Source organism: Deltaproteobacteria bacterium (genome assembly GCA_016709225.1).
GTDB classification, from domain to species: Bacteria; Myxococcota_A; Polyangia; order Nannocystales; family Nannocystaceae; genus Xiheibacterium; species Xiheibacterium phototrophicum.
In genome coordinates this window covers 2,121,238-2,139,850 of sequence record JADJEE010000001.1, presented here as the reverse complement: position 1 = coordinate 2,139,850, position 18,613 = coordinate 2,121,238, and the positions used below count along the sequence as shown (strand labels likewise).

At 72.3% G+C, this 18,613-nt stretch carries 12 protein-coding genes; 6 read left to right on the top strand and 6 right to left on the bottom strand.

Annotated features, from left to right (window positions below; translation table 11 throughout):
* Positions 1–290: 290 nt before the first annotated feature.
* On the bottom strand, positions 291–2,978 hold the full coding sequence (locus IPH07_08725; GenBank protein MBK6917469.1) for a hypothetical protein: 2,688 nt from the start codon (positions 2,976–2,978) through the stop codon (positions 291–293).
* 131 nt (positions 2,979–3,109) lie between these two features.
* Between IPH07_08725 and IPH07_08720 the strand changes: the two genes are divergently transcribed.
* Positions 3,110–3,925 carry a hypothetical protein gene (locus IPH07_08720; GenBank protein ID MBK6917468.1) on the top strand — a complete coding sequence of 272 codons (816 nt, stop codon included), beginning with the start codon at positions 3,110–3,112 and terminating at the stop codon, positions 3,923–3,925.
* A 34-nt stretch (positions 3,926–3,959) separates the two neighbouring features.
* Here IPH07_08720 and IPH07_08715 read toward each other — a convergent pair whose 3' ends face one another.
* Complete coding sequence (locus IPH07_08715) at positions 3,960–5,321, bottom strand: hypothetical protein (protein MBK6917467.1); 1,362 nt, start codon at positions 5,319–5,321, stop codon at positions 3,960–3,962.
* A gap of 228 nt (positions 5,322–5,549) precedes the next feature.
* Here IPH07_08715 and IPH07_08710 point away from each other — a divergent pair, with 228 nt between their 5' ends.
* The 3 genes from IPH07_08710 (at position 5,550) to IPH07_08700 (ending at position 9,855) form a co-directional block, all read left to right on the top strand.
* Positions 5,550–6,899 carry a hypothetical protein gene (locus IPH07_08710; protein ID MBK6917466.1) on the top strand — a complete coding sequence of 450 codons (1,350 nt, stop codon included), beginning with the start codon at positions 5,550–5,552 and terminating at the stop codon, positions 6,897–6,899.
* Positions 6,900–6,951: 52 nt separating this feature from the next.
* Positions 6,952–8,208 carry a threonine/serine exporter family protein gene (locus IPH07_08705; protein MBK6917465.1) on the top strand — a complete coding sequence of 419 codons (1,257 nt, stop codon included), beginning with the start codon at positions 6,952–6,954 and terminating at the stop codon, positions 8,206–8,208.
* A 93-nt stretch (positions 8,209–8,301) separates the two neighbouring features.
* Positions 8,302–9,855 (top strand): hypothetical protein, encoded by a 1,554-nt coding sequence (locus IPH07_08700; GenBank protein MBK6917464.1) that lies wholly within the window; start codon positions 8,302–8,304, stop codon positions 9,853–9,855.
* Positions 9,856–9,900: 45 nt separating this feature from the next.
* Here IPH07_08700 and IPH07_08695 read toward each other — a convergent pair whose 3' ends face one another.
* Both IPH07_08695 and IPH07_08690 read right to left on the bottom strand, forming a co-directional pair.
* Complete coding sequence (locus tag IPH07_08695; protein ID MBK6917463.1) at positions 9,901–11,904, bottom strand: ATP-dependent helicase; 2,004 nt, start codon at positions 11,902–11,904, stop codon at positions 9,901–9,903.
* On the bottom strand, positions 11,901–14,204 hold the full coding sequence (locus tag IPH07_08690) for a DPP IV N-terminal domain-containing protein (GenBank protein ID MBK6917462.1): 2,304 nt from the start codon (positions 14,202–14,204) through the stop codon (positions 11,901–11,903). Before IPH07_08690 ends, IPH07_08695 begins: the two co-directional genes overlap by 4 nt.
* Before the next feature lie 127 nt (positions 14,205–14,331).
* Here IPH07_08690 and IPH07_08685 point away from each other — a divergent pair, with 127 nt between their 5' ends.
* A complete protein-coding gene (locus IPH07_08685) occupies positions 14,332–14,769 on the top strand; it encodes a hypothetical protein (protein ID MBK6917461.1) in 438 nt (145 codons plus the stop codon).
* Positions 14,770–14,779: 10 nt separating this feature from the next.
* On the opposite strand, the gene IPH07_08680 is transcribed toward IPH07_08685, so the two are convergent.
* Together IPH07_08680 and bioB are read right to left on the bottom strand one after the other, a co-directional pair.
* Positions 14,780–16,213 carry a ferritin-like domain-containing protein gene (locus tag IPH07_08680; protein MBK6917460.1) on the bottom strand — a complete coding sequence of 478 codons (1,434 nt, stop codon included), beginning with the start codon at positions 16,211–16,213 and terminating at the stop codon, positions 14,780–14,782.
* Positions 16,214–16,333: 120 nt separating this feature from the next.
* On the bottom strand, positions 16,334–17,455 hold the full coding sequence (gene bioB, locus IPH07_08675; protein ID MBK6917459.1) for a biotin synthase BioB: 1,122 nt from the start codon (positions 17,453–17,455) through the stop codon (positions 16,334–16,336).
* Between the two features lie 232 nt (positions 17,456–17,687).
* On the opposite strand from bioB, the gene IPH07_08670 reads away from it, so the two are divergent.
* Positions 17,688–18,611, top strand: a complete 924-nt coding sequence (locus IPH07_08670; protein MBK6917458.1) for a pyruvate dehydrogenase (acetyl-transferring) E1 component subunit alpha — start codon at positions 17,688–17,690, stop codon at positions 18,609–18,611.
* Positions 18,612–18,613: the final 2 nt, after the last annotated feature.

Sequence of the window (18,613 nt, the reverse complement as noted above, 5' to 3'; positions counted from 1 at the left end):
AGTCGAATCTTGCCAAGGAGTTCCGTGACGCCCTGGTCGGGATGACGGAGCTGTTCCCCGAGCTTGCGTTGGCCCTCTAGCAGCCCGTGGTGAAACTCCGTGGCGCGAGAACGCCGTCATCGGACCCCGTGGCAAGACGCGAGGACGAAGGAATACCGGGCGTATTTCGAGCTCCGAGCAACGCCGCCAAGGGGTCCGAGGGCGGTGTTATCGCGTCGCGGAGTTTCACCACGGGCTGCTAGGCAATGACGGGCCGCGTCCGCGAACACTCCGGAGCAAGAGGGCTTCGCTCACTCGCCCGCTCGCGCGGCCGCGTCGAGCCAACCCCGATCGCGGATCCGCAGGTCCGCCCGCGCGCGCTCGATCGCCAGCGGCCCGCTGGCGATGATCGCCGCGATCGCGGTCTCACGCGGGAACGGCTCGTCGGGCGCGGGGCGCTGCTCGTTGGTGGCGGTGACGCGGCCGAGCACGGGCTCGGCCTGGCGATCGTCGCCGGCGCCGAGGTGGCGCTCCCACTCGACCCATGCGTCGACGAGACGCTGCACGCGGATGCGTACCGGCATCAGCTCGAGGAAGGACCAGCCGCGCTGGTTGGTCCACCGCCGGACCTCGCCGCGGGCATCGACGTAGGCGGTGTAGCCGAACAGCGGCAGCTCGGCGAGCAGGGCGGTGCAGCGCGGCTCGGGCAGCAGCGCGAGCGCACTGGCGAGCGCGCGCACGTAGGTCGAGGCCGGCGGTTGATCGAGGGCCAGCAGCGCATCCACGCCGGCGTCGGGCTCGACACCGCGTGCATGGGCGTCGCGCAGCAGCAGGTGCGCGGCGACCAATGAGCGGATCGCGTCGCGTCGGCGACCCTTCGCGAGCTGCGTTCGCAGCTCGGCCTGCGCCCACTGCAGCGCCGGCGCGGTGTCGCCGACGAGGCGCACCGCGAGGGCGATCGCGGCCGAGGTGTAGTGGTAGTAGTCGCTGTCGTCGCGATCGTAGTCGTAGGGTCGACGGCGTCGCGCGAGCTGGTAAGGGCCCGACAGGAAGTCGTCGAGCAACGCCACGCGCTCGTCGGCGTCGAAGCGCTGCATCGCCGCCAGCACCACGTCCAGCTCGAGGCGGCCGAGCGGGGCCTCGTGCAGCGCCCACCAGCAGGGCCGGGTGTCTTCGCCGATCGTCACGGTCGCGTCGAGCGGGCCGCGGGCCCGGCCGAGCAGGCGCGCGAGTCCGTCGGCGCGGCTCGGGAGCCCGGCGTCGAGCAGCGCCTCCCACAGCGGCAACAGACCCTGCGGCGGCGCGGTGTCGACGATGCACGCGAGGATCTCTCGCTGGCGATCGCCCAGCTCATGCGGCTGCCACAGGTGATCGATGTCGTGCACGCCGTCGCGCAGCGCCATGAAGAACGCGCGGCCGCTGTGTTGCGCGACGGCCTCGGCGTCGTCGCGCGCTCGGGCGTCGCGCAGCTCCGCGAGCACCTCGTCGAGGGTCTTGTTGGCCATGCGGATCCGCTCCGCGAAGCCGACCACGTCGCCGTGGTGCCACGGCCAGAAGCCATGCACCGCGCGGGCCTCGTCGCGTGCGCGCAGCAGCACCTCGCCGGCCTGGGGTGGCGCGGCGGGTCCCGCCTGGAGCACCAGCGCGATCGCGGCGCACGTGCGCAGCAGCGGCGCCGGAGCGTCGAGCCAGGGGCGCAGCACGTCGACGTACGCGTCGGTCTCGGCGTAGCGCGAGAGATAGCCCAGCGCCAGCAAGAGGCTCGCACGCGCGCGGCGATTGGGCTCGACCTCGAGCGCACGCCGCACCGCCGCGAGCGCGTCGGCGGGGCTGGGCTCGATGAACGACAGCACGAACGCCGCGGCGCTGCGCACCCGTGGGTCGCCGTCGCGCAGGCACGCCACGAAGCTCGGGCCACCGGCCAGCACCGCATCGAAAGCCTCGGAGCGCCAGCGCCGTGCACCGTGTACGACGCAGCCTGCAGGGTCGTGGACCGCGAGGCCACACAGCAGCTCGAGGATGCGATGGCGATCGCCCACGCGCGCGTCGGCGACGAGCGCGACCAGGAACGGCACCGCGGTCGTGCTCGCCGAGTACACCGAGCCCTGGTGATGGATCGACGCATCGAGTGCCTCGAGCCCCCACGCGCGATCGGCAGCATCCTCCGACGCGAGCGCCTCGATCATGCCCGGCACACCGTCGGCGCTGCCGTAGGCGTGCTCGAGCTCGCCCCATGCGACCTCGTGCAGGCCCGGCAGCACCACCTGCGGCGGCGCGCGGTGGCGTCGCTGCTGCGTGTACGGATCGGCGACCGGCGCATCGCCGATGTCGGTCGCGACCGGCGGATCGTCGCTCGCGGGCGCTGTGACTTCGGCATTGCGCACGACCACCGTTCGCCGCAGCGCGGCCGTGAGCCGCTGCAGGTCGCCTGTGCCCCACGGCCCCACCGCGGTGCCCCGCGGCACGTCGTCGAGGGCACCGGCGAGCTCGGCCGTCACCATGCGGGGGAAGTCGGGCAGGCGCCACACCTTTGCGATCGCGATCGCGGCGCGGGTGAGCGGCGCGGCGCCGCGGGCATCGGGGTCGAGCGGCAGACCCTGCATCGGTGGGCGCGTGGGTGGCTCGATGGACGCCCGCAGTCGTGCGGCCGCCAGCCGCATCGCCAGCTGCTCGATGCCTTCGGTCGCGTCGACGCGGGCCTGCAGCGACGGCAGCGAGCTCGCCGCGGTCTCGACGAGCATCGCGAGCAGGTACGAGGCATGGATGCGGACCTCGAGCGCGTCGTGGTCGAGCAGGGCGATGATGCTCGGTGCGGCGTCGCGCACCAGCTCGTAGGCATCGGTGCCGATGCCGTCGCCACCCTCGGCCTCGAGCTCGGTGCGCGCGGCCGCATCGCCGAGCCCGAGATCGATCAGCTCCTGCAGCACCGCGGCGCTGGCGGAGTGTGCGAGGGTGGCGAGGACGATGCGGGTACGATCGATGCGCGTGGTGGGGTCCATGGCGGCTCGTCGATGTTCGCGCACGCGCGCGTGGGGGGGGCCGTGCGCGAGGGGCTTGCGATGGAGGGAGGCGGGCGCCCTGCAGTTGTGACCGGCGGGAACCGATGCGCGGTCGCGGTGTCTCCCCGAGCATGCGCGTCGCGGCCGGCTTGCTGCTGTCGTGGGTGGCCTGCGGTGGCGCCGCGCCGCCCCGCGCCCCGGCGGCGACCCGCGAGCCCGAGCCCGCGGCGGGGATGCCCGCACCGGTCCGCGCCCCACCTGCGTGCGAGGGCGCGCAGGGCTTGGTGGTGGTGCAGTCGCGGCCGATCGAGGCGCGCTGGAACCGGCACCTGGTGGTGGGCGGCGAGGGCGATATCGAGGTCCACTGGTGCGGCGACGGGGCGATCGAGCTCCGCGAGCTCTCGCTCGAGTCCTCCCGCGGCGCGCGATGGATCCGCGCGTACGACCCGGGAATGATGCCAGTGCGCAGCGGCGGTGCGGTGACGCTGCGCGCCCGCGGCCTGCCGGGCGCCGGCGGTCAACCTGCGACGCTGGTGGCGATCGACGATGACGGACGCGAGCTGCGGGTCGAGTTCACGGTCGTCTCGATCGATGATCCCGCGCGTACCGCCGCGATCGCGGCGTGCGATGCCTGCCACGGCACCTGGGGCACCGTCGGCATGGCCGCCACCGAGACCTGCGATTGCCCGACCTCCGACGCCGGCCGCCGCTGCTCCGCCGCCGCCGACTGCGAGAGCTTCTGCATCGCGACCGGCTGGGAGCCGTCGGCGAGCGCCGACGATCCCGGCCGCTGCGCACCGGGGGAGCGCCGCGAACGACTCGTGGGCCGCTGCCACGGTCGCCAGCACGCGTTCGGCTGTCGTGCGCGGCTGACCGAGGTCCGTGAGCGCTGCGTCGGCGAAGGCGTGGCGCCGGCCGATCGCCTGCCGGTGGTCTGCGCGGACTGACGGGAGCCTGCGGTGGTGCCGAGCCCGCCCTCGATCAGCCCGTGGGCGCGCCGACCGAGCTGAGCGCGAAGCCGGTCATGTCGCTGTACGTGTACGCGCCGACCAGGCCGCCGACGGTGTCGACGGTGCCGGTCGCCGGGTCCACGCGGTACGCGTTGCTGCCCGCGAAGGCCACGCCCCACACGTAGCCCTCGAAGTCGATGCTCACGCCGTGCACGTACTCGGGGATCGGAATCTGCTGCACGATCTGTACGGTGGCGGTGTCGATGCCGACCAGCGACGCGTTGGGGTAGGGGCTGGTCCAGAGGATGCCGTTGGCGTCCTCCATGCAGCCACCCAGCGCGCTGCCGCCGTTGATCGGCGGCAGGTGCGTCCACGTCTGCGGCACCGGGTCGAAGCGCGAGGCGCCGCCCGATCCGCACAGCCACGCGCGGCCCATCTTGTCGACCGTGAGCCCGTAGTGGACCTGTCCGGTGACCGGCCAGGTGTCGTAGCTCATGTCGGCACGGTTCACGCGGATGAGCGTGCTGGCGCCGTCCCAGTTGTGATCGACGGTCCAGAAGTCGCCCTGGGGATCGACCGCACCGCCGTACAGCTGCGCCCAGCCGATCACGCCGGGGATCGTGACCATGTCCTCGACCACGCCGGTCTCACCGTCGAGCAACAGCACGTCGGCGCTGCCCTGGTTCATGCCGCCGGCGGTCCACAGCTTCTCGTTCTGGTAGGTGCAGAGCTGATCGTTCCACTCGCCCGCACCCCACGCGACCGGACGCTGCGTCGCGTAGTTGAAGGGCGTGTACCAGGCCACGCACTCCTCGACGCCCCACGCGAGGATGTCACCGGCGCCGCTCGAGGTCTGGATGCCGGGCATGCCGTTGCTCTCGGCGCACTCGTCGGTGTTCGCGTAGATCTTCACCACGCCGCCGGCACGGTTGGCGACCGCGACGTTGCCCGTCAGCGACACCGAGGTGCGCGAGGGGTTGCCCGCGGAATCCGGGCGCACGATGTAGCGACCCTCCTCGACGAGGGTCTGCGTGTTGATCTTCGACACCGTGCCCTGGCCGCTGTTGGCGATCCAGATGAACGAGTGCTCGACCGGTCCGCCGTCGCCGGTCGGACACGAGCTGCTCGCATCGGGCACGAGGATGTCGAACTTCATGCCGTCGGTCGCCGAGCCCACGGTCTCGTCGACGCCGCCCGAGCCGTCACCCGTGCTGCCGGTGCCCTGGCTCGCACTGCCCACGGTCGCGCTCGCACTGACGCTGTCGGTCGCGGTGCCCAGCGTCACCGAGATGCCGCTGCCGTCCTCGCCCGCCTCGCGCCCACTGCCCGAGCTGTCGCCGCCGCAGCTGCTCGCCAGCACCAACGTCACCACCATCGAACCCTTGCGTCGCATCGCGTCGACCCCCTTCGAAAAACCGTACTCGCCCCCCGGCCATCCCCGCCACGACCCATGGGGTGCGAGCCCGCAGGATCGCACGGGGATGCACGCCGCGGCAAATGGCAAGCGCGGCGGCAGATCTGCGCAAAGCAGCTGCGATATCCTGCGCGCCGTCGTCCTTCGTGGTGTCGGCGGGTCCGTGCACGTACGAGGGCTTCCCCCAACGAGAGCAGCTTGGCGCCGATGTCGTCCACGGATCGTGACCCCATCGCCGTGCCGTCCGCGGCCGCGGCCGCCGCCGGTGGTGGTGGTGGTGGTGGGCGATCCGGCGGGCCCGCGACGCCGACGGCGATCGATCGTCCCCGCGATCAGCTCGCGCTCGGCTCGGCCTACCTCGCCCAAGGGCTCGTGTACGGCTGGGGCGGCTATCTGTTGCTGCCGCGACTGGCCGAGGCCGAGAGCCTGGGGGCCCAGGCCGCGATCATGTCGCTCGCGGGGGTGCCGTGGGTGTTCAAGCTGCTGTGGGGGCCGTGGGTGGATGGCCCGCGCGCGCGCCGACGCGGGCCGCTGTGGCTGGTCGCGATCGCCAGCTTCGCGATCGCTGGCGCGCTGGCGGTGCTGGCATGGCGCGGCGAGCCGAGCGCGGTGAGCGGGCCGGTCGCCGTGGCGTGGCTGGCGGTCAACCTCGCGATGTCGCTGCAGGACGTCGCCGCCGATGCGTTCGCGCTCGACCGCCTGAGCCCGCGTGCGCGCGGGCGCGGCTTCGCGATCATGCTCGGCGCGCACCATGTCGGTGGCGATCTGCTGGTCGCGACTTGGCTCGCACCGTGGGCGGCGCTGCCCGGCGGCATGCCGGCCGTCACCGCGTGGATCGCTGCCGGCGTCGCCGCGATCGCGGCGGTGCTGCTCGGCTCGGCGCGCGCGCCCGTGGGCCGCCCGATGCTCGCAGCGCCACCGTCGTGGGCGCAGGGCCTGCGATCCTTCGCGGGACGGCGGCGGTTGTTGTTGTTGGCGAGCCTGGTGTTCGCGGCCGACGTCGTGACCTCGGCGGTGTCGTACGCGTGGTTGGTCGGGCACCTCGGCTGGACGCCAGCGCAGATGGCCGAGCGGCTGGGATGGTTGCTCGCGCCCGCGACGCTGCTGGGGTTCGCCTCGGCTGCGCTGGTGCTGTCGCGATTGGGCAACGCCCGCGCGGCGATCGTCAGCAGCGCCGTGCTCGGGCTGGCGTGGGTGGGCTTCGCCGCGGCCGCGGCCGCCTGGCACCGGCCGGTGTTCGTGCAGACCTTCGCGGCGTTGCAGGCGATCGTGATCGCGTGGCTGTACACGGCGACCCACGCCGTGCTCGCCGACGCGACCTGGCCGCGGCTGCGCGCGACCCAGTTCGCGGTGCTCACGGCCGCGACCAACCTGCCGCGGCTGTGGGCACCGGGGATCGGCGCGCTGCTGGTCGGTGGCTTCGGCTTCGCCGGTACCTTCGCCGCGTGCGGCCTGTGGCAGCTGGCGATCGCCGCCATGCTGCCGTGGGCGACCCGCATCACCGCGGCGGACCCGGGCGAACCGACCGCGGGCGCGCCGCCCTCGGCGCCAGCATGACGCGCGGGCTCCGGTGTCGGCCGGGGCTGCTAGGCTGCGGCGCAGCGACGCCGTGACGACCCCGCCCGAGCCCGCCATCGCGTTGTTGCTCGCGCTCGCCCGCGGCCTGCACGAGTCGGGCTTCGCCTCGCCCGAACTCGAGTCGGCGTTGACCCGCGTGGCGCAGCACCTCGGCATTGCCGCGCAGTTCTTCTCGACGCCGACGTCGATCTTCTCCGCATTCGGCCAGGGGGCCGAGCAGCACGTGCACCTCTTCCGCGTCGAGCCGGCCTCGGTCGATCTCGGCAAGCTGGTCGAGCTCGAGGCGCTGATCGACGCGGTGTGCGACGGCGAGGTCACGACCGAGGATGCACTCGTGCGTGTGAACACCATCGTGGCTGGGCGCCCGCCGTTCTCGCGGCCGGTGACGATCGGCGCCCACGCGCTGTCGTCGGGCGCATTCGCGCTGTTCCTGGGCGGCGGGCTGCACGAGACCGCCGCGGCCGGTCTCATCGGGCTCGTCACCGGTATCGTCGCGATCATCGGTCGACGCATCGCCGGGGTCGCGCGGGTGTTCGAACTCGTGACCGCCGCGCTGGCGGCTTTGCTCGCGATCGCGATGGCGCACCTGTGGCCGCCGCTGTCGGTGTTCACCGCGACGCTCGCGGGTCTCATCATCCTCATCCCCGGCTTCACGCTGACGATCGCGCTCACCGAGCTCGCCAGCCGTCACCTCGCGTCGGGCACCGCTCGTTTCGCGGGCGCGATGGTCACCTTCTTGACGATCGGCTTCGGGGTCGCGCTCGGCAGCCGCATCGGCGAGCTGGCGTTCGGCCCGGTGCCGACCGGCGGCATCGGGCCCACCGCGCCGTGGGCCGAAGCGGTCGCGCTGGTGGTCGCGCCGGTGGCGATGCTCGTGCTGTTGCGGGCGCCCGCCCGCGAGCTGCCGTGGCTGCTGGCGACCGGCGTGATCGGCTTCGCCGGCGGGCGCTGGGGCTCGCGCGCGCTGTCGCCCGAGCTGGGCATGTTCGTCGGTGCGCTGGCGCTTGGTGTCGCCTCCAACCTCTACGCGTGGTGGCGTCGGCAGCCGGCCAGCACCGTGCTCGTGCCGGGGATCCTGCTGCTGGTGCCGGGCTCCATGGGCTACCGCAGCCTCGCCGAGATCATGGCCCGCGAGGTGTTGCCGGGGCTGGCGACCGCGATCGAAATGATCCTCGTGGCTGTTTCGTTGGTCGCGGGACTGCTGGCCGCCAACGTCGCCACACCGCCGCGCCACGTCGCGCGTCGGATTCGCGATGCCTTCGGACGACCGCCGCCGCGCCGGCGGTGATTCACTCCACGACCGCAGGGAACCGAGCGCGGAACCTTCGCACCTACGAGTTGACCACACACCATGACGCGCGCTGCAAGCCTCGCTGGGTCCTTGTCCGTCGCACTGCTGGCGTGCGGCTGTGACGGCGCAGTCGCGAAGCTGCGTGAGATCGTCGGTGCCGACGCGTCGGCGGACGAGGACGCCGCCCAGGTCGCCAACGCGGGCGTGGTCGACGAGTCCGTCGAGGCCACCGGCGAGGCCGCGAGCGCCGACGCGAAGCTGCTCGCCGAGGCGGTGGTCGAGCTCGCGCCGGAGCTCGGCGCCGCCGCGTCCGAGCCCGCGAAGGCGGCGGTCCCCACTCCCGCCGCGCAGGGCCCCGACGAGCTCGAGGTCCACGACGTCACCGTCGAGTTCGCCGAGGGCGGCGGCTACTACGGCGGCTACGGCTACGGCGGCTATGGCGGCCCGGCCAAGGTGATGAAGGTCGAGGCCGCCGCACGCACCAAGGCCACGCCGTCGCGCAAGGGCGAGGTGATGGTGCGGGTGTCGTGTCAGGACGGTGGCGAGAGCTTCGCCGACGCAGCGGTCGCGTCGATCGACGGCGGCTACGCCAACGCCGTGCCGGGGCCGGGTGCGGAGTTCAAGCTCTCCGCACAGCTCTTCACCACCAACGTGCTCGGCGATCCCAGCGCGTGCCGGGTGAGCGTCACGCTGCGGGACAACGACCGCACGCCCCACCGCCGCGGTGGCCTCGAGCTGTGCTGGAGCTCGGGTCGCAAGGCCGCCGCGCCGTGCGAGACCGCGGCCGAGCCGACCCCCGAGGTGGCGTGGAGCGTTCGCGACGCGCAGTTCCTGCCGACCGCGGAGTTCGGCTTCGTGGTGGTCGCCGGCAGCGGGCCGCCACCCGATCGCCTCGGCCTGCGGGCGACCTGCCATGGCGGCGACAAGCACTTCGTGGAGTTCCAGTTCCTGAACGCGCGCTGGTACGGGCTCGAGCCCGGCGACGCGATGCTCCATCGGCAGATGCTCCAGAGCACCTGGGAGTTCATGCGCAGCGCCGAGTGCGACGTCGAGGTGCAGGACGTCTCGTACGACTTCGAGAAGTTCGCCGTGCGCGGCGTGAACACCATCGGCCGCCGCTGCGTGCGACCGGCCGGGGTGCGCGACGGCCGGTGCCGCGCCACCGTCACCGAGGTGCCCGCGGTCGATGCCAAGGGCACGCCCGCCCAGCTCGCGATCTTGAACGCCAACGCGTCGTCCTACGGCCGCTGGTACAGCGCGTACGCGCAGGCGGAGATCACCCTCGCGGCGCCGGTCAGCAAGGACGCCAAGCTGACCTTCGCGAGCGTGTGCGGCAAGAAGCGCGAGGAGATGCCCATCACGCTGGTGACCCCGCTCGAGATGGTCTACCCCGGTCAGAGCGTGCGCGTGCAGGCCGGCGTGTCGGGCGAGGGCCACCGCAAGGTCGCCAGCTGCCGCACCCACTTCGCGCTCGAGGACGTCGACTCGAGCGGCGCCAAGCAGACCTGGGTGCTCGGCGAGCAGTGCTACCGCGCCGACGGCACCACCACGCCGTGCCCGGGCACCACCGCGCCGCCGGCCTCGGCCTCGGCCTCGCCGGCGTTCTCGGGCAAGCACGGGCCCGGACGCAAGCCGTTTCGCTAGCGGGGTGCGGACGAACGCGAAGCGTTCTTCCGGGCACTGCTGGGCTCACTCCGCCGGCTCTTCGCTGATCTGCCAGCGATCGAACACCGCGGGCGCGTGGTCGATCTCGGTGAGGAAGCGGCTCGGTCGCATCAGCGTGGCCGGGCCGTCGCGACCGTGCTCGATGGTCGGGTAGCACAGGTAGAGCTCGTCGGCGGCGCGCGTGCACGCGACGTAGAACAGCCGCCGCTCCTCCTCGAGCTCGGCGACGACGCGCATCGACTGTGCAGTCGGGAAGCGCCCGTCGACCAGCCACAGCACGAACGCGATCGGCCACTCGAGGCCCTTGGCCTGATGGATCGTCGACAGCACCAACTTGTCGTCGGGTGCCTCGGCGCCCATGACATTCTCGGCCGCGAGGCCCTCGAACAGCGCCAGCTCGGCGAGGAACTCCTGCGCGCCGCCGTAGCGCTCGGCGTACGCGGCGAGGTGCTCGAGGTCCTCCTTGCGCACGTCGGCGTTGGTGAACGAGCGCTCGGCGTACTCGCCGTAGTGCGACTCGACCACGCGGCGGATCGCCGCGCCGACGTCGGTGTCGCCGACCGCGAGCAGCTCGAACAGCGTCGACAGCCGCGTCAGCGCCTCGGCCGCGCGTCCCCGTGCGGCCGCAGCCTGGCGCAGCAGCGCCGCCGGCAGCTCGCCGCGCTCGTGCACCGCCGCCAGTGCGGTGGCGTGTTGCTCGGCCGAGGCGGCGCCGATGCCCGGCCATTGCTTGAGCAGCCGCACCCACGCCACCTGATCGCGGGGGTTGTCGTGGGCGCGCAGGTACGCGACCACGTCCTTGATGTGGGCCTGCTCGAAGAACCGCAGACCGCTGCGGATCGCATACGGGATCTGGCGGCGCGTGAGCTCGACCTGCAGCTCGAGGCTGTGGCTGTGATTGCGGTACAGCACCGCCAGCTTCGACAGCGGCAGGTTCTGCTCGTGGTGCAGCTCGAGTACCCGCTGGGCCACGAACTCGGCCTGCTGGTAGACGTCGCGCAGCGGGATCACGGCCGGGCGCATGCCGCTGTGCTTGATCGCGACCAGCTCCTTGGCGTGACCGCTGCCGTTGCGGGCGATCGAGCGGTTCGACAGCGCCAGCACCTCGGGTGTGCTGCGGTAGTTGACCGTCAGCTTGAGCACGCGGGCGTCGGGGTGGCGGCGACGGAACGCACCGATCTGCTCGAAGTCCGCGCCGCGGAACGAGTAGATCGATTGCGCGTCGTCGCCGACGCAGGTCAGCGAGCCGCAGCGCGCGGCCATCTCCTCGCACAGCGTGCCCTGCAGGGCGCTGACGTCCTGGTACTCGTCGCACAGCACGTGGTCGTACTCGCCGCGCAGGGCCTCGGCGACGGCGGCATGCTCGGGCGCGGTCAGCAGCGTGTGCCAGTGGACCAGCAGGTCGTCGAAGTCGACGACGTTGAGCGCACGCTTGCGCTCGGCATAGCGCGCGCACACATCGAGGATCGCCGGCAGCTGCGGCACCAGGTTGGTCGCGCGTGCGGCCACCAGCTCGGGCAACGGCGTGCCGGTGCCCTGTGCGAGCCCGATCAGGCCGTGGAGCAGCTTGGGCTCGGGGAAGCGTCGGGCCGACAGCGCCTTGAGGCCGAGCTCGGCGATCACCGAGGCGAGGATGGCCCGTGCGTCCTCGCCGTCGACGATGCCGAAGTCGGTGCCCAGCCCGACCGCGTCGGCGTGGCGGCGCAGCAGCCGGTGGCCGATGTGGTGGAAGGTGCCGGCCCAGCAGCGCTGCATGTCGAGGCCCAGCAGCGCCTCGACCCGCGCGACCATCTCGCGCGCGGCGCGATTGGTGAACGTGCACAGCAAGATCCGATCGGGCGGGGTGCCGCGCGACACCAGCCGCGCCACGCGGTAGGTCAGCGTGCGGGTCTTGCCGGTGCCCGCACCCGCGATCACCAGCACCATGCCCGGCTCGGCCTCGACCGCCGCGCGTTGCTCGGGGTTCAGGTCGCGCTCGGCGTCGAACAGCGGCTTGCTGGGCCGCTCGCTCTTGATGACGTACTTCACGGCGCGCGCAGGGTGCGATCGAAGAACTCGCGGATGCGGTCCTCCATGTACACGCGATCGGCCTCGGCCCGCGGCATGTGCCGCTCGTTGGGGAACAACAGCAGCTCGTAGTGCTTGCGCGCCTTGACCAACGCGTCGATGAGTCGGGCGCTGTGGCGGAAGTGCACGTTCTCGTCGATGAGCCCGTGGACGATCATCAGCTCACCCTCGAGCGTGTCGACGTGGCTCATCACGCTGGAGTCGCGGTAGCCGTCGGGGTTGCCGGCGGGCGTGCCCATGTAGCGCTCGGTGTAGTGGGTGTCGTAGCCGTCCCAGCTCGACACCATCGCACCCGCGACCGCGGCCTTGAAGGTGCCCGGCGCCCGCATGAGCGCCATCGCGGCCATGTAGCCGCCGTAGCTCCAGCCGTAGATGCCGACGCGCTGGGGATCGGCGAGGCCCTGTTGCACGAGCCACTGCACGCCCTCGACCTGGTCCTTGACCTCGAGGTTGCCGAGGTCGTTCTTGATCGCGCCCTCGAACGCGAGCCCGCGGCGCGCGGAGCCGCGGTTGTCGAGCTCGAACACGAGGTAGCCGAGCCCGCGCAGGAACTGGGCCCGCATGTCGACGGTCTGCTCCCAGCTGTCGGTCACGCGCTGGGCGTGGGGTCCACCGTAGACGCTGACGATGGTGGGCCACGGCCCGCTGCCCTGCGCGGGGCGGTAGAGCGTGCCGTACAGCTCGGTGCCGTCGCTGGCGGTGAGCGTGACGATCTCCGGTGGCGGCAGCTCGAGCGCGGCCATGCGCGGATCGGGGGGCACGGCGACGCGGTGCACGAGGCTGCCGTCCTCGGCCTTGCGAATCGACACCGATGGCGGCGCGGACATCTGGCTGTGGCTGTCGACGAACACCGCGCGGGCGCGGTCCATCACGACGCTGTGCATGCCCGGCTCCTGCGTGATGCGGGTCGGCTCGCCGCCGCCCAGCGGCACGCGGTACAGCTGCATCTGCGTGGGGCCGTCCTTGCTGGCGGTGAAGTAGACCCAGCCGGACTTCTCGTCGACGCCGGCGAGCGCGTCGACCAGCCACTCGCCCTGGGTCAGCGGTCGGATCACGTGGCCGTCGGCGGCGACGAGATACAGGTGACGGAAGCCGGTGCGCTCCGAGCCCCACACGAACGCGCCCGCGAGCTCCCCTTGGCCCTCGCGCAGCGGCTCGAAGAGGTCGTGCAGGTTGATCCACACGTCGCTGCGCTCCTCGAGCACGAGCGTGCGTGCACCGGTGGCGAGGTCGAAGCGCACCAGCTGCAGGCGGGTCTGCGCACGGTTCTCGATCTCGGCCATCAGCGTGCCGTCCGGCAGCCAGTGCACGCGCGCGAGGTAGATCTCGGACTCGCCGTCCATGCCGAGATCCATCCACGTCGGCTCGCCGCCGTCGCGCCCGACGACGCCGAGCCGAACCTTGGCGTTGTCGGCCCCGGCGAAGGGATAGCGATGATCTTCCCAGCTCGGCGTCGCGTCGGCTTGATGCACGATGCGCCAGATCGGAATCGCGGTCTCGTCGACCGCCTCGAACGCCAGCTTGTCGGCGGCATGACTCCACCAGAAGCCATGGCTGCGCCCCATCTCCTCCTGCGCCGCGTACTCGGCCAGGCCGTGGGTGCGGCCGGTGCCCCGTGCACCCTGGGTGACCTGCCGTGGCGCGCCGCTGCCGTCGGCCGCGACCACGTAGAGCTCGTCGTCCTGCACGTACGCGACCCACTCGCCGTCGCGGCTGATCTGCGCGTCGATGCAGGGCTTGCCGTCGCCGCCGGCGAGCTTGCGCGGGCTGCCGTGCAGGCCGTCCTGCACCCAGACCTCGCCGCGCAGCGGCACCAGTACGCGGTTGGCCTCCTTGGCCCACGCGTAGCTGGTGACGCCGAGCCCACGCTCGCGCGCACGCTCGCGTCGCAGCTTCTCTTCGGGCGACAGGTTCTCCTCGGTCGCGCCGCCGCCCGCGGGGGCAAAGAGGATCTTGCGCTCGCCGCTGACGGGATCGTGCGCGTAGAGCTGGCGTGTGAGCGAGCCGTCCTCGCTCCACAGATAGGTGAGCATGCGGCCCGCGGGATCGGGGCGCACGGCGCTCGGCAGGAATGCCATGCCGGGCAGGGGGTAGCGTGCGACCTCTTCGATCGCGATCGTGCCGGTGGTGGTAACCATCGCTGTTTGCTCCGAGCCAGTGTCGGTGGCGCCGCGCGCACCATCGCGGTCGCGCGACGGCGTGCCGCACGATCCGAGCCCGAGCAGCGCCAGGAGGAGTGCGAGGCCGCGCATGGCCGGCATGATAGCCCCGATGCGCGGGTGCGCTGCGGTGGCCGTGCGAGCGCCGCAGCCGCGGGTGCGTCGGCGTGCCCACGGCCGACGGCTTGTCAGCGGCGGGGGAATCGGGCGAGCATCCCCGACCACAGGCATGACCACACTCGTCGAGAAGCTCACCGCACCCGCAGTCCGTCCCCAGGTCGTCTCCGCGTGCTGCGATCTGATCGATCGCGAGGTCGACGGCAAGTCGGGCCTCTCGGGCTTCGCGGTGAAGACCGGCTACAAGGTCGTGAAGGCGATCAAGCCCGGCTTCGTGACGCAGGTCGTCGAAGCGCTGCTGCCCGACTTCGCGGCCGCGATGGAGCCGATGCAGGCCAAGGCCGGCGGCGGCGGCGAGCCGTTCGCGAAGTACCTCGAGAGCCACCGCGACGAGGTCGCCGACGCGCTGCTGTCGGTGACCGACGCCAAGGCCCAGCGCTCGAGCAACGGCACCGTGCGCAAGACCTACGAGAAGCTCCGCGGGGGCGCGCGTGAGCACGTGATCGCGGCGGTGCCGAACCTGGTCGGCACCCTGCGCCCGTACCTGTAGCGGCGCCGCGTCAGGCGGTGCTGGCCGCGACGCCGACCGGACGGCGTCCGACCAGCTCGGCCAACATCGGCGCGACGATGTCGTGCCACGCGTCGGCGACGCTCTGCGCGAGCATGGCCGGGTCGAGGCGACCGTGGTGGCGCAACGCGCTGCGGGTCGCGCTCGACAGCAGCGGCGCGTCGCCGGGCTCGACCACCGGTGGGTGCTCGAGCATCGCCGCCAGTGCGGTGCGGACGTCGTTGCCGCCGTGGCCCAGCGCCCACGCGATCGTACGCCAGGCCAGCGCGGCGTGGCGCGACTCGTCTTCGATGATCACCCGCAGCGTCGCGCACACGGCCTCGTCGGTCGCGACCGCGAGCGAGCGCTCGGCCACCAGCGTCGCGACGGTCTCGCCCACGCAACCCTCGAGGAAGGTCTCGATCGCCAGCTGCGGCAGCGACTGCCCGCGCGGCGACAGCGAGGGCAGGGGCCCGGGGCCGACCGCCCGCCCGGCGTACGCGCTCGCGAGCGCGAAGCAACGGCGCGCGTGGTCGACCTCGTCGAGCCCCGACTGCATGCAGCCGGCGACCAGCTCGGGCGGCGCGGCCACGGCCATCAGCTCGAGCGCCGCGCGCGAGAACGACGCGACACTGGCGTGCTCGCGCAGCGCATCGTCGAGCCACGCGCGGGCGAGCGCGAGTCGGGCCTCGTCGGAGAGCTCCGCGACCTCGGGCGTGATGGCGTCGTCGACCCACGCGGTGCCGCTCTTCGGGGTCGCGACCACGCTGTCGCTGCCGTCGAGCAACGGACGTCCGCTGCAGTACTCGAACCAGTGGTAGCAGCACGCGTCGGCCTTGCCCTCGCTACGCATGCGCTGGGTGCGGCCCTCGTTGAACGCGCCCTGCATCTGTCGCTTGTTGGGCAGCCCGGCGTAGGCGGGCGCGTCGAGCGGGCTCGGATCGTGGGCGCCGGTGATGCGCGCCGGGCAGTCCATCTGCTTGGGCGTCGAGTCGCCGGTCGGGGTGATCTTCGCCGCGGTCTCGGCGGTGCCGCACCAGTTGCCCGAGGGACAGCTCTCCTCCTCGGGGTTGTAGCCGTCGACGTAGGGCGGGTCGCCGGGGATCGGCAGGTACTGCGCCGGCGTGCCGGGTGGCGGCGGAGCGCTCGGGGCGTGGTGGTGATCGTCGCCGTCGGGCGTGGCCACCTTCACCGGTGCGTCGTCGTCGTCGTCGATGCCGGGCCGCTCACCCTTGGCTGCTGTACGGGCCTTCTGCTCTTCACGCTTCTTGCGGAGCTCGGCGAGCTTGCCCTTGCCCTTGCCCTCGGCCTTCTCGGCCTTCTCGGCCTTGCCCGCGCCGTCGGCCTTCGCAGGCGGCTCGGCGCTCGAACAACCGAACGCGAGGGCGAGTGCCGGCACGCCGGCGAGACCGACGAGACGATGCCGAAGGACGAGGGCGTCGCGCATGCTCGGCACCGTAGCACCAAACCCGGGGCGCCTTGCAAGCGACGAGATGTTGCGGTCGGCCGTCGCGCCGCCTGCGATCGCGATCGGGCGAGCAGGCTCACGCGGGCCGCCGGCCACCGCTCACGCGCGGACGGGCAGGCGACGCACGCCGTCGTGCGCGGCGGCGGTCGGCGCCGCCGGCAGGCCGGTGCCCGCATGCGCGCGATCGTTGCGGCCCGTCAGCTCCGGGCGCGTCGCGCCGCAGGCGTGGGGCACCAGGCCCAGCTCGTCGAGCATGCGCAGGTCGTCGTCGACGCCGCGATTGGGCGTGGTGAGGAAATCGCCGATCATCATGCCCGACGCGCCCGCGCTGAACATCAGCGGCAGCAGCTGGCCCAGGTGCGTCCGACCGGCGGCGATGAAGATGTTCTGCCGCGGCAGGAACAGCCGGAAGGCGGCGATGATGCGCAGCATCTCGAGCGGAGGCAGCGGCTCGAATGGCTCGACCTGCGCCAGCGCCGTGCCCTCGATGCTGACCAGGAAGTTGATCGGCACCTCGTCGACGTCGAGCTCGCGCAGGGTCTGGGCCAGCTCGACGCGGTCGTCGGGGCCTTCGCCCATGCCGAAGATGCCGCCCACGCAGGTGCGCAGACCCTTGGCCTGCGCGCGGCGGATGGTCGCGATGCGCTCGTCGTAGCTGTGCGTCGAAACGATGCGCTCGAAGTACGCGCGGCCGCTCTCGAGGTTGTGGTTGAACTCGGTGAGGCCGGCCTCGATGAGGGTGTCGAAGCCGCGATCGGACACGAAGCCGAGCGACGCGTGGGCCTCGGTGTGGCCGGCCGCTCGGATCGCCCGCAGGCCCGCGGCGATGTGCGCGAGGCCGACCGAATCGTCCTCGAGCCCGCGCGTGGCGGTGACCAGCCCGAGCGCGCTCGCGTGGCGCGTCGCCGCGACCTCGCTGGCACGAACGATCTCGTCGACGCCGGCGAACTTGCCGGGCTTGACGTGGGTGGAGAAGTGCTTCGACTGCGCGCAGAAGCCACAGTCCTCGGGACAGCCGCCTTCCTTGGCGTTGATGATCGAGCACAGGTGCACGCGATTGCCGAAGCGGGCGCGCCGCACCCGGTCGGCGGCGGACATCACGTCCCAGACGTCGACCTCGCCGCCGAGGTACGCACGCAGCCCGGCGGGCTCGAGCGCATCGAGCCGCCCGGCGAGAATGGCGTCGGCGATGGTGGCGGGCGCGGGTGCAGGCACGGACATGCGCCGAACATACACCGGGTGCGACCGCGGGCAAGAACGGTGATAGCCTCCCGCTCCGCGTGCGCATGCCATCGCTGCGCCCCGGTCTCCCTCGAGCCTACGAACCACGCGCCCCACGCCTGCAAGGAGCAACCCCTTGAGCCGCGATACCGCCGCGCAGAAACAACCCAGCCCCGCGCCTGCATCGACGCAGGGCGGCGATCTCGCCCGATCGCGCCACCTCTATACGGAGATGCTCCGCATCCGCCGCTTCGAGGAAGCCGCCGCGCGCTCGTACACCCAGGGCAAGATCAGCGGCTTCCTGCACCTGTACATCGGGCAGGAGGCGATTGCGGTCGCGACCGCCGATCTGATGAAGCCCGGCGATCGCGTGGTCACGACCTACCGCGATCACGGCTTCGCGATCGCGCTCGGCTGCGAGCCCGGCGCGTGCATGGCCGAGCTGTACGGCAAGGCCACGGGCCTGGTCGGCGGCGTCGGTGGCTCGATGCACTTCTTCGCCCGCGACAAGGGGCTGTGGGGCGGCTACGCCATCGTCGGCAGCCACGTTCCCGTCGCAGCCGGTCACGCCTTCGCGAGCAAGTACACCGGCGACGGCGCGGTCACGATCTGCTTCCTGGGCGAAGGCGCCATGCACATCGGCGCGACGGCGGAGGGCATGAACCTCGCCGGCCTGTGGAAGCTGCCGATCGTGTTCGTCATCGAGAACAACCTCTACGCCATGGGCACGCCGCTGTCGCGACAGAGCCCGGTCGACGACCTCACCACCCGCGCGCCGGGCTGGGCGCTGGCCAGCGACCGCTTCGTGGTGCAGGACATCCACGAGACCCGCGAGCGACTGGGCGCCGCCATCGAGGCTGCGCGCACGCAACACCGGCCGGCGCTGCTCGAGCTGCTCACCTACCGCTTCCGCGGCCACAGCATGTCGGACCCGGGCAAGTACCGCACGAAGGAAGAGGTTGAGCAGTGGCGCAGCCGCGATCCGCTGCAGCGGCTCGAGGCGCAGCTGCGCGACGGCGGTCTCGACGAGGACGCCCTCACGGCGATCGACGACGGCGTGGTCGCCGAGATGGATGCCGCGATCGAGTTCGCCGACGGCTCGCCGCTGCCGGACCCAGAGCACCGCTTCCGCCACAACCTCGTGGAGGATGTCTGACC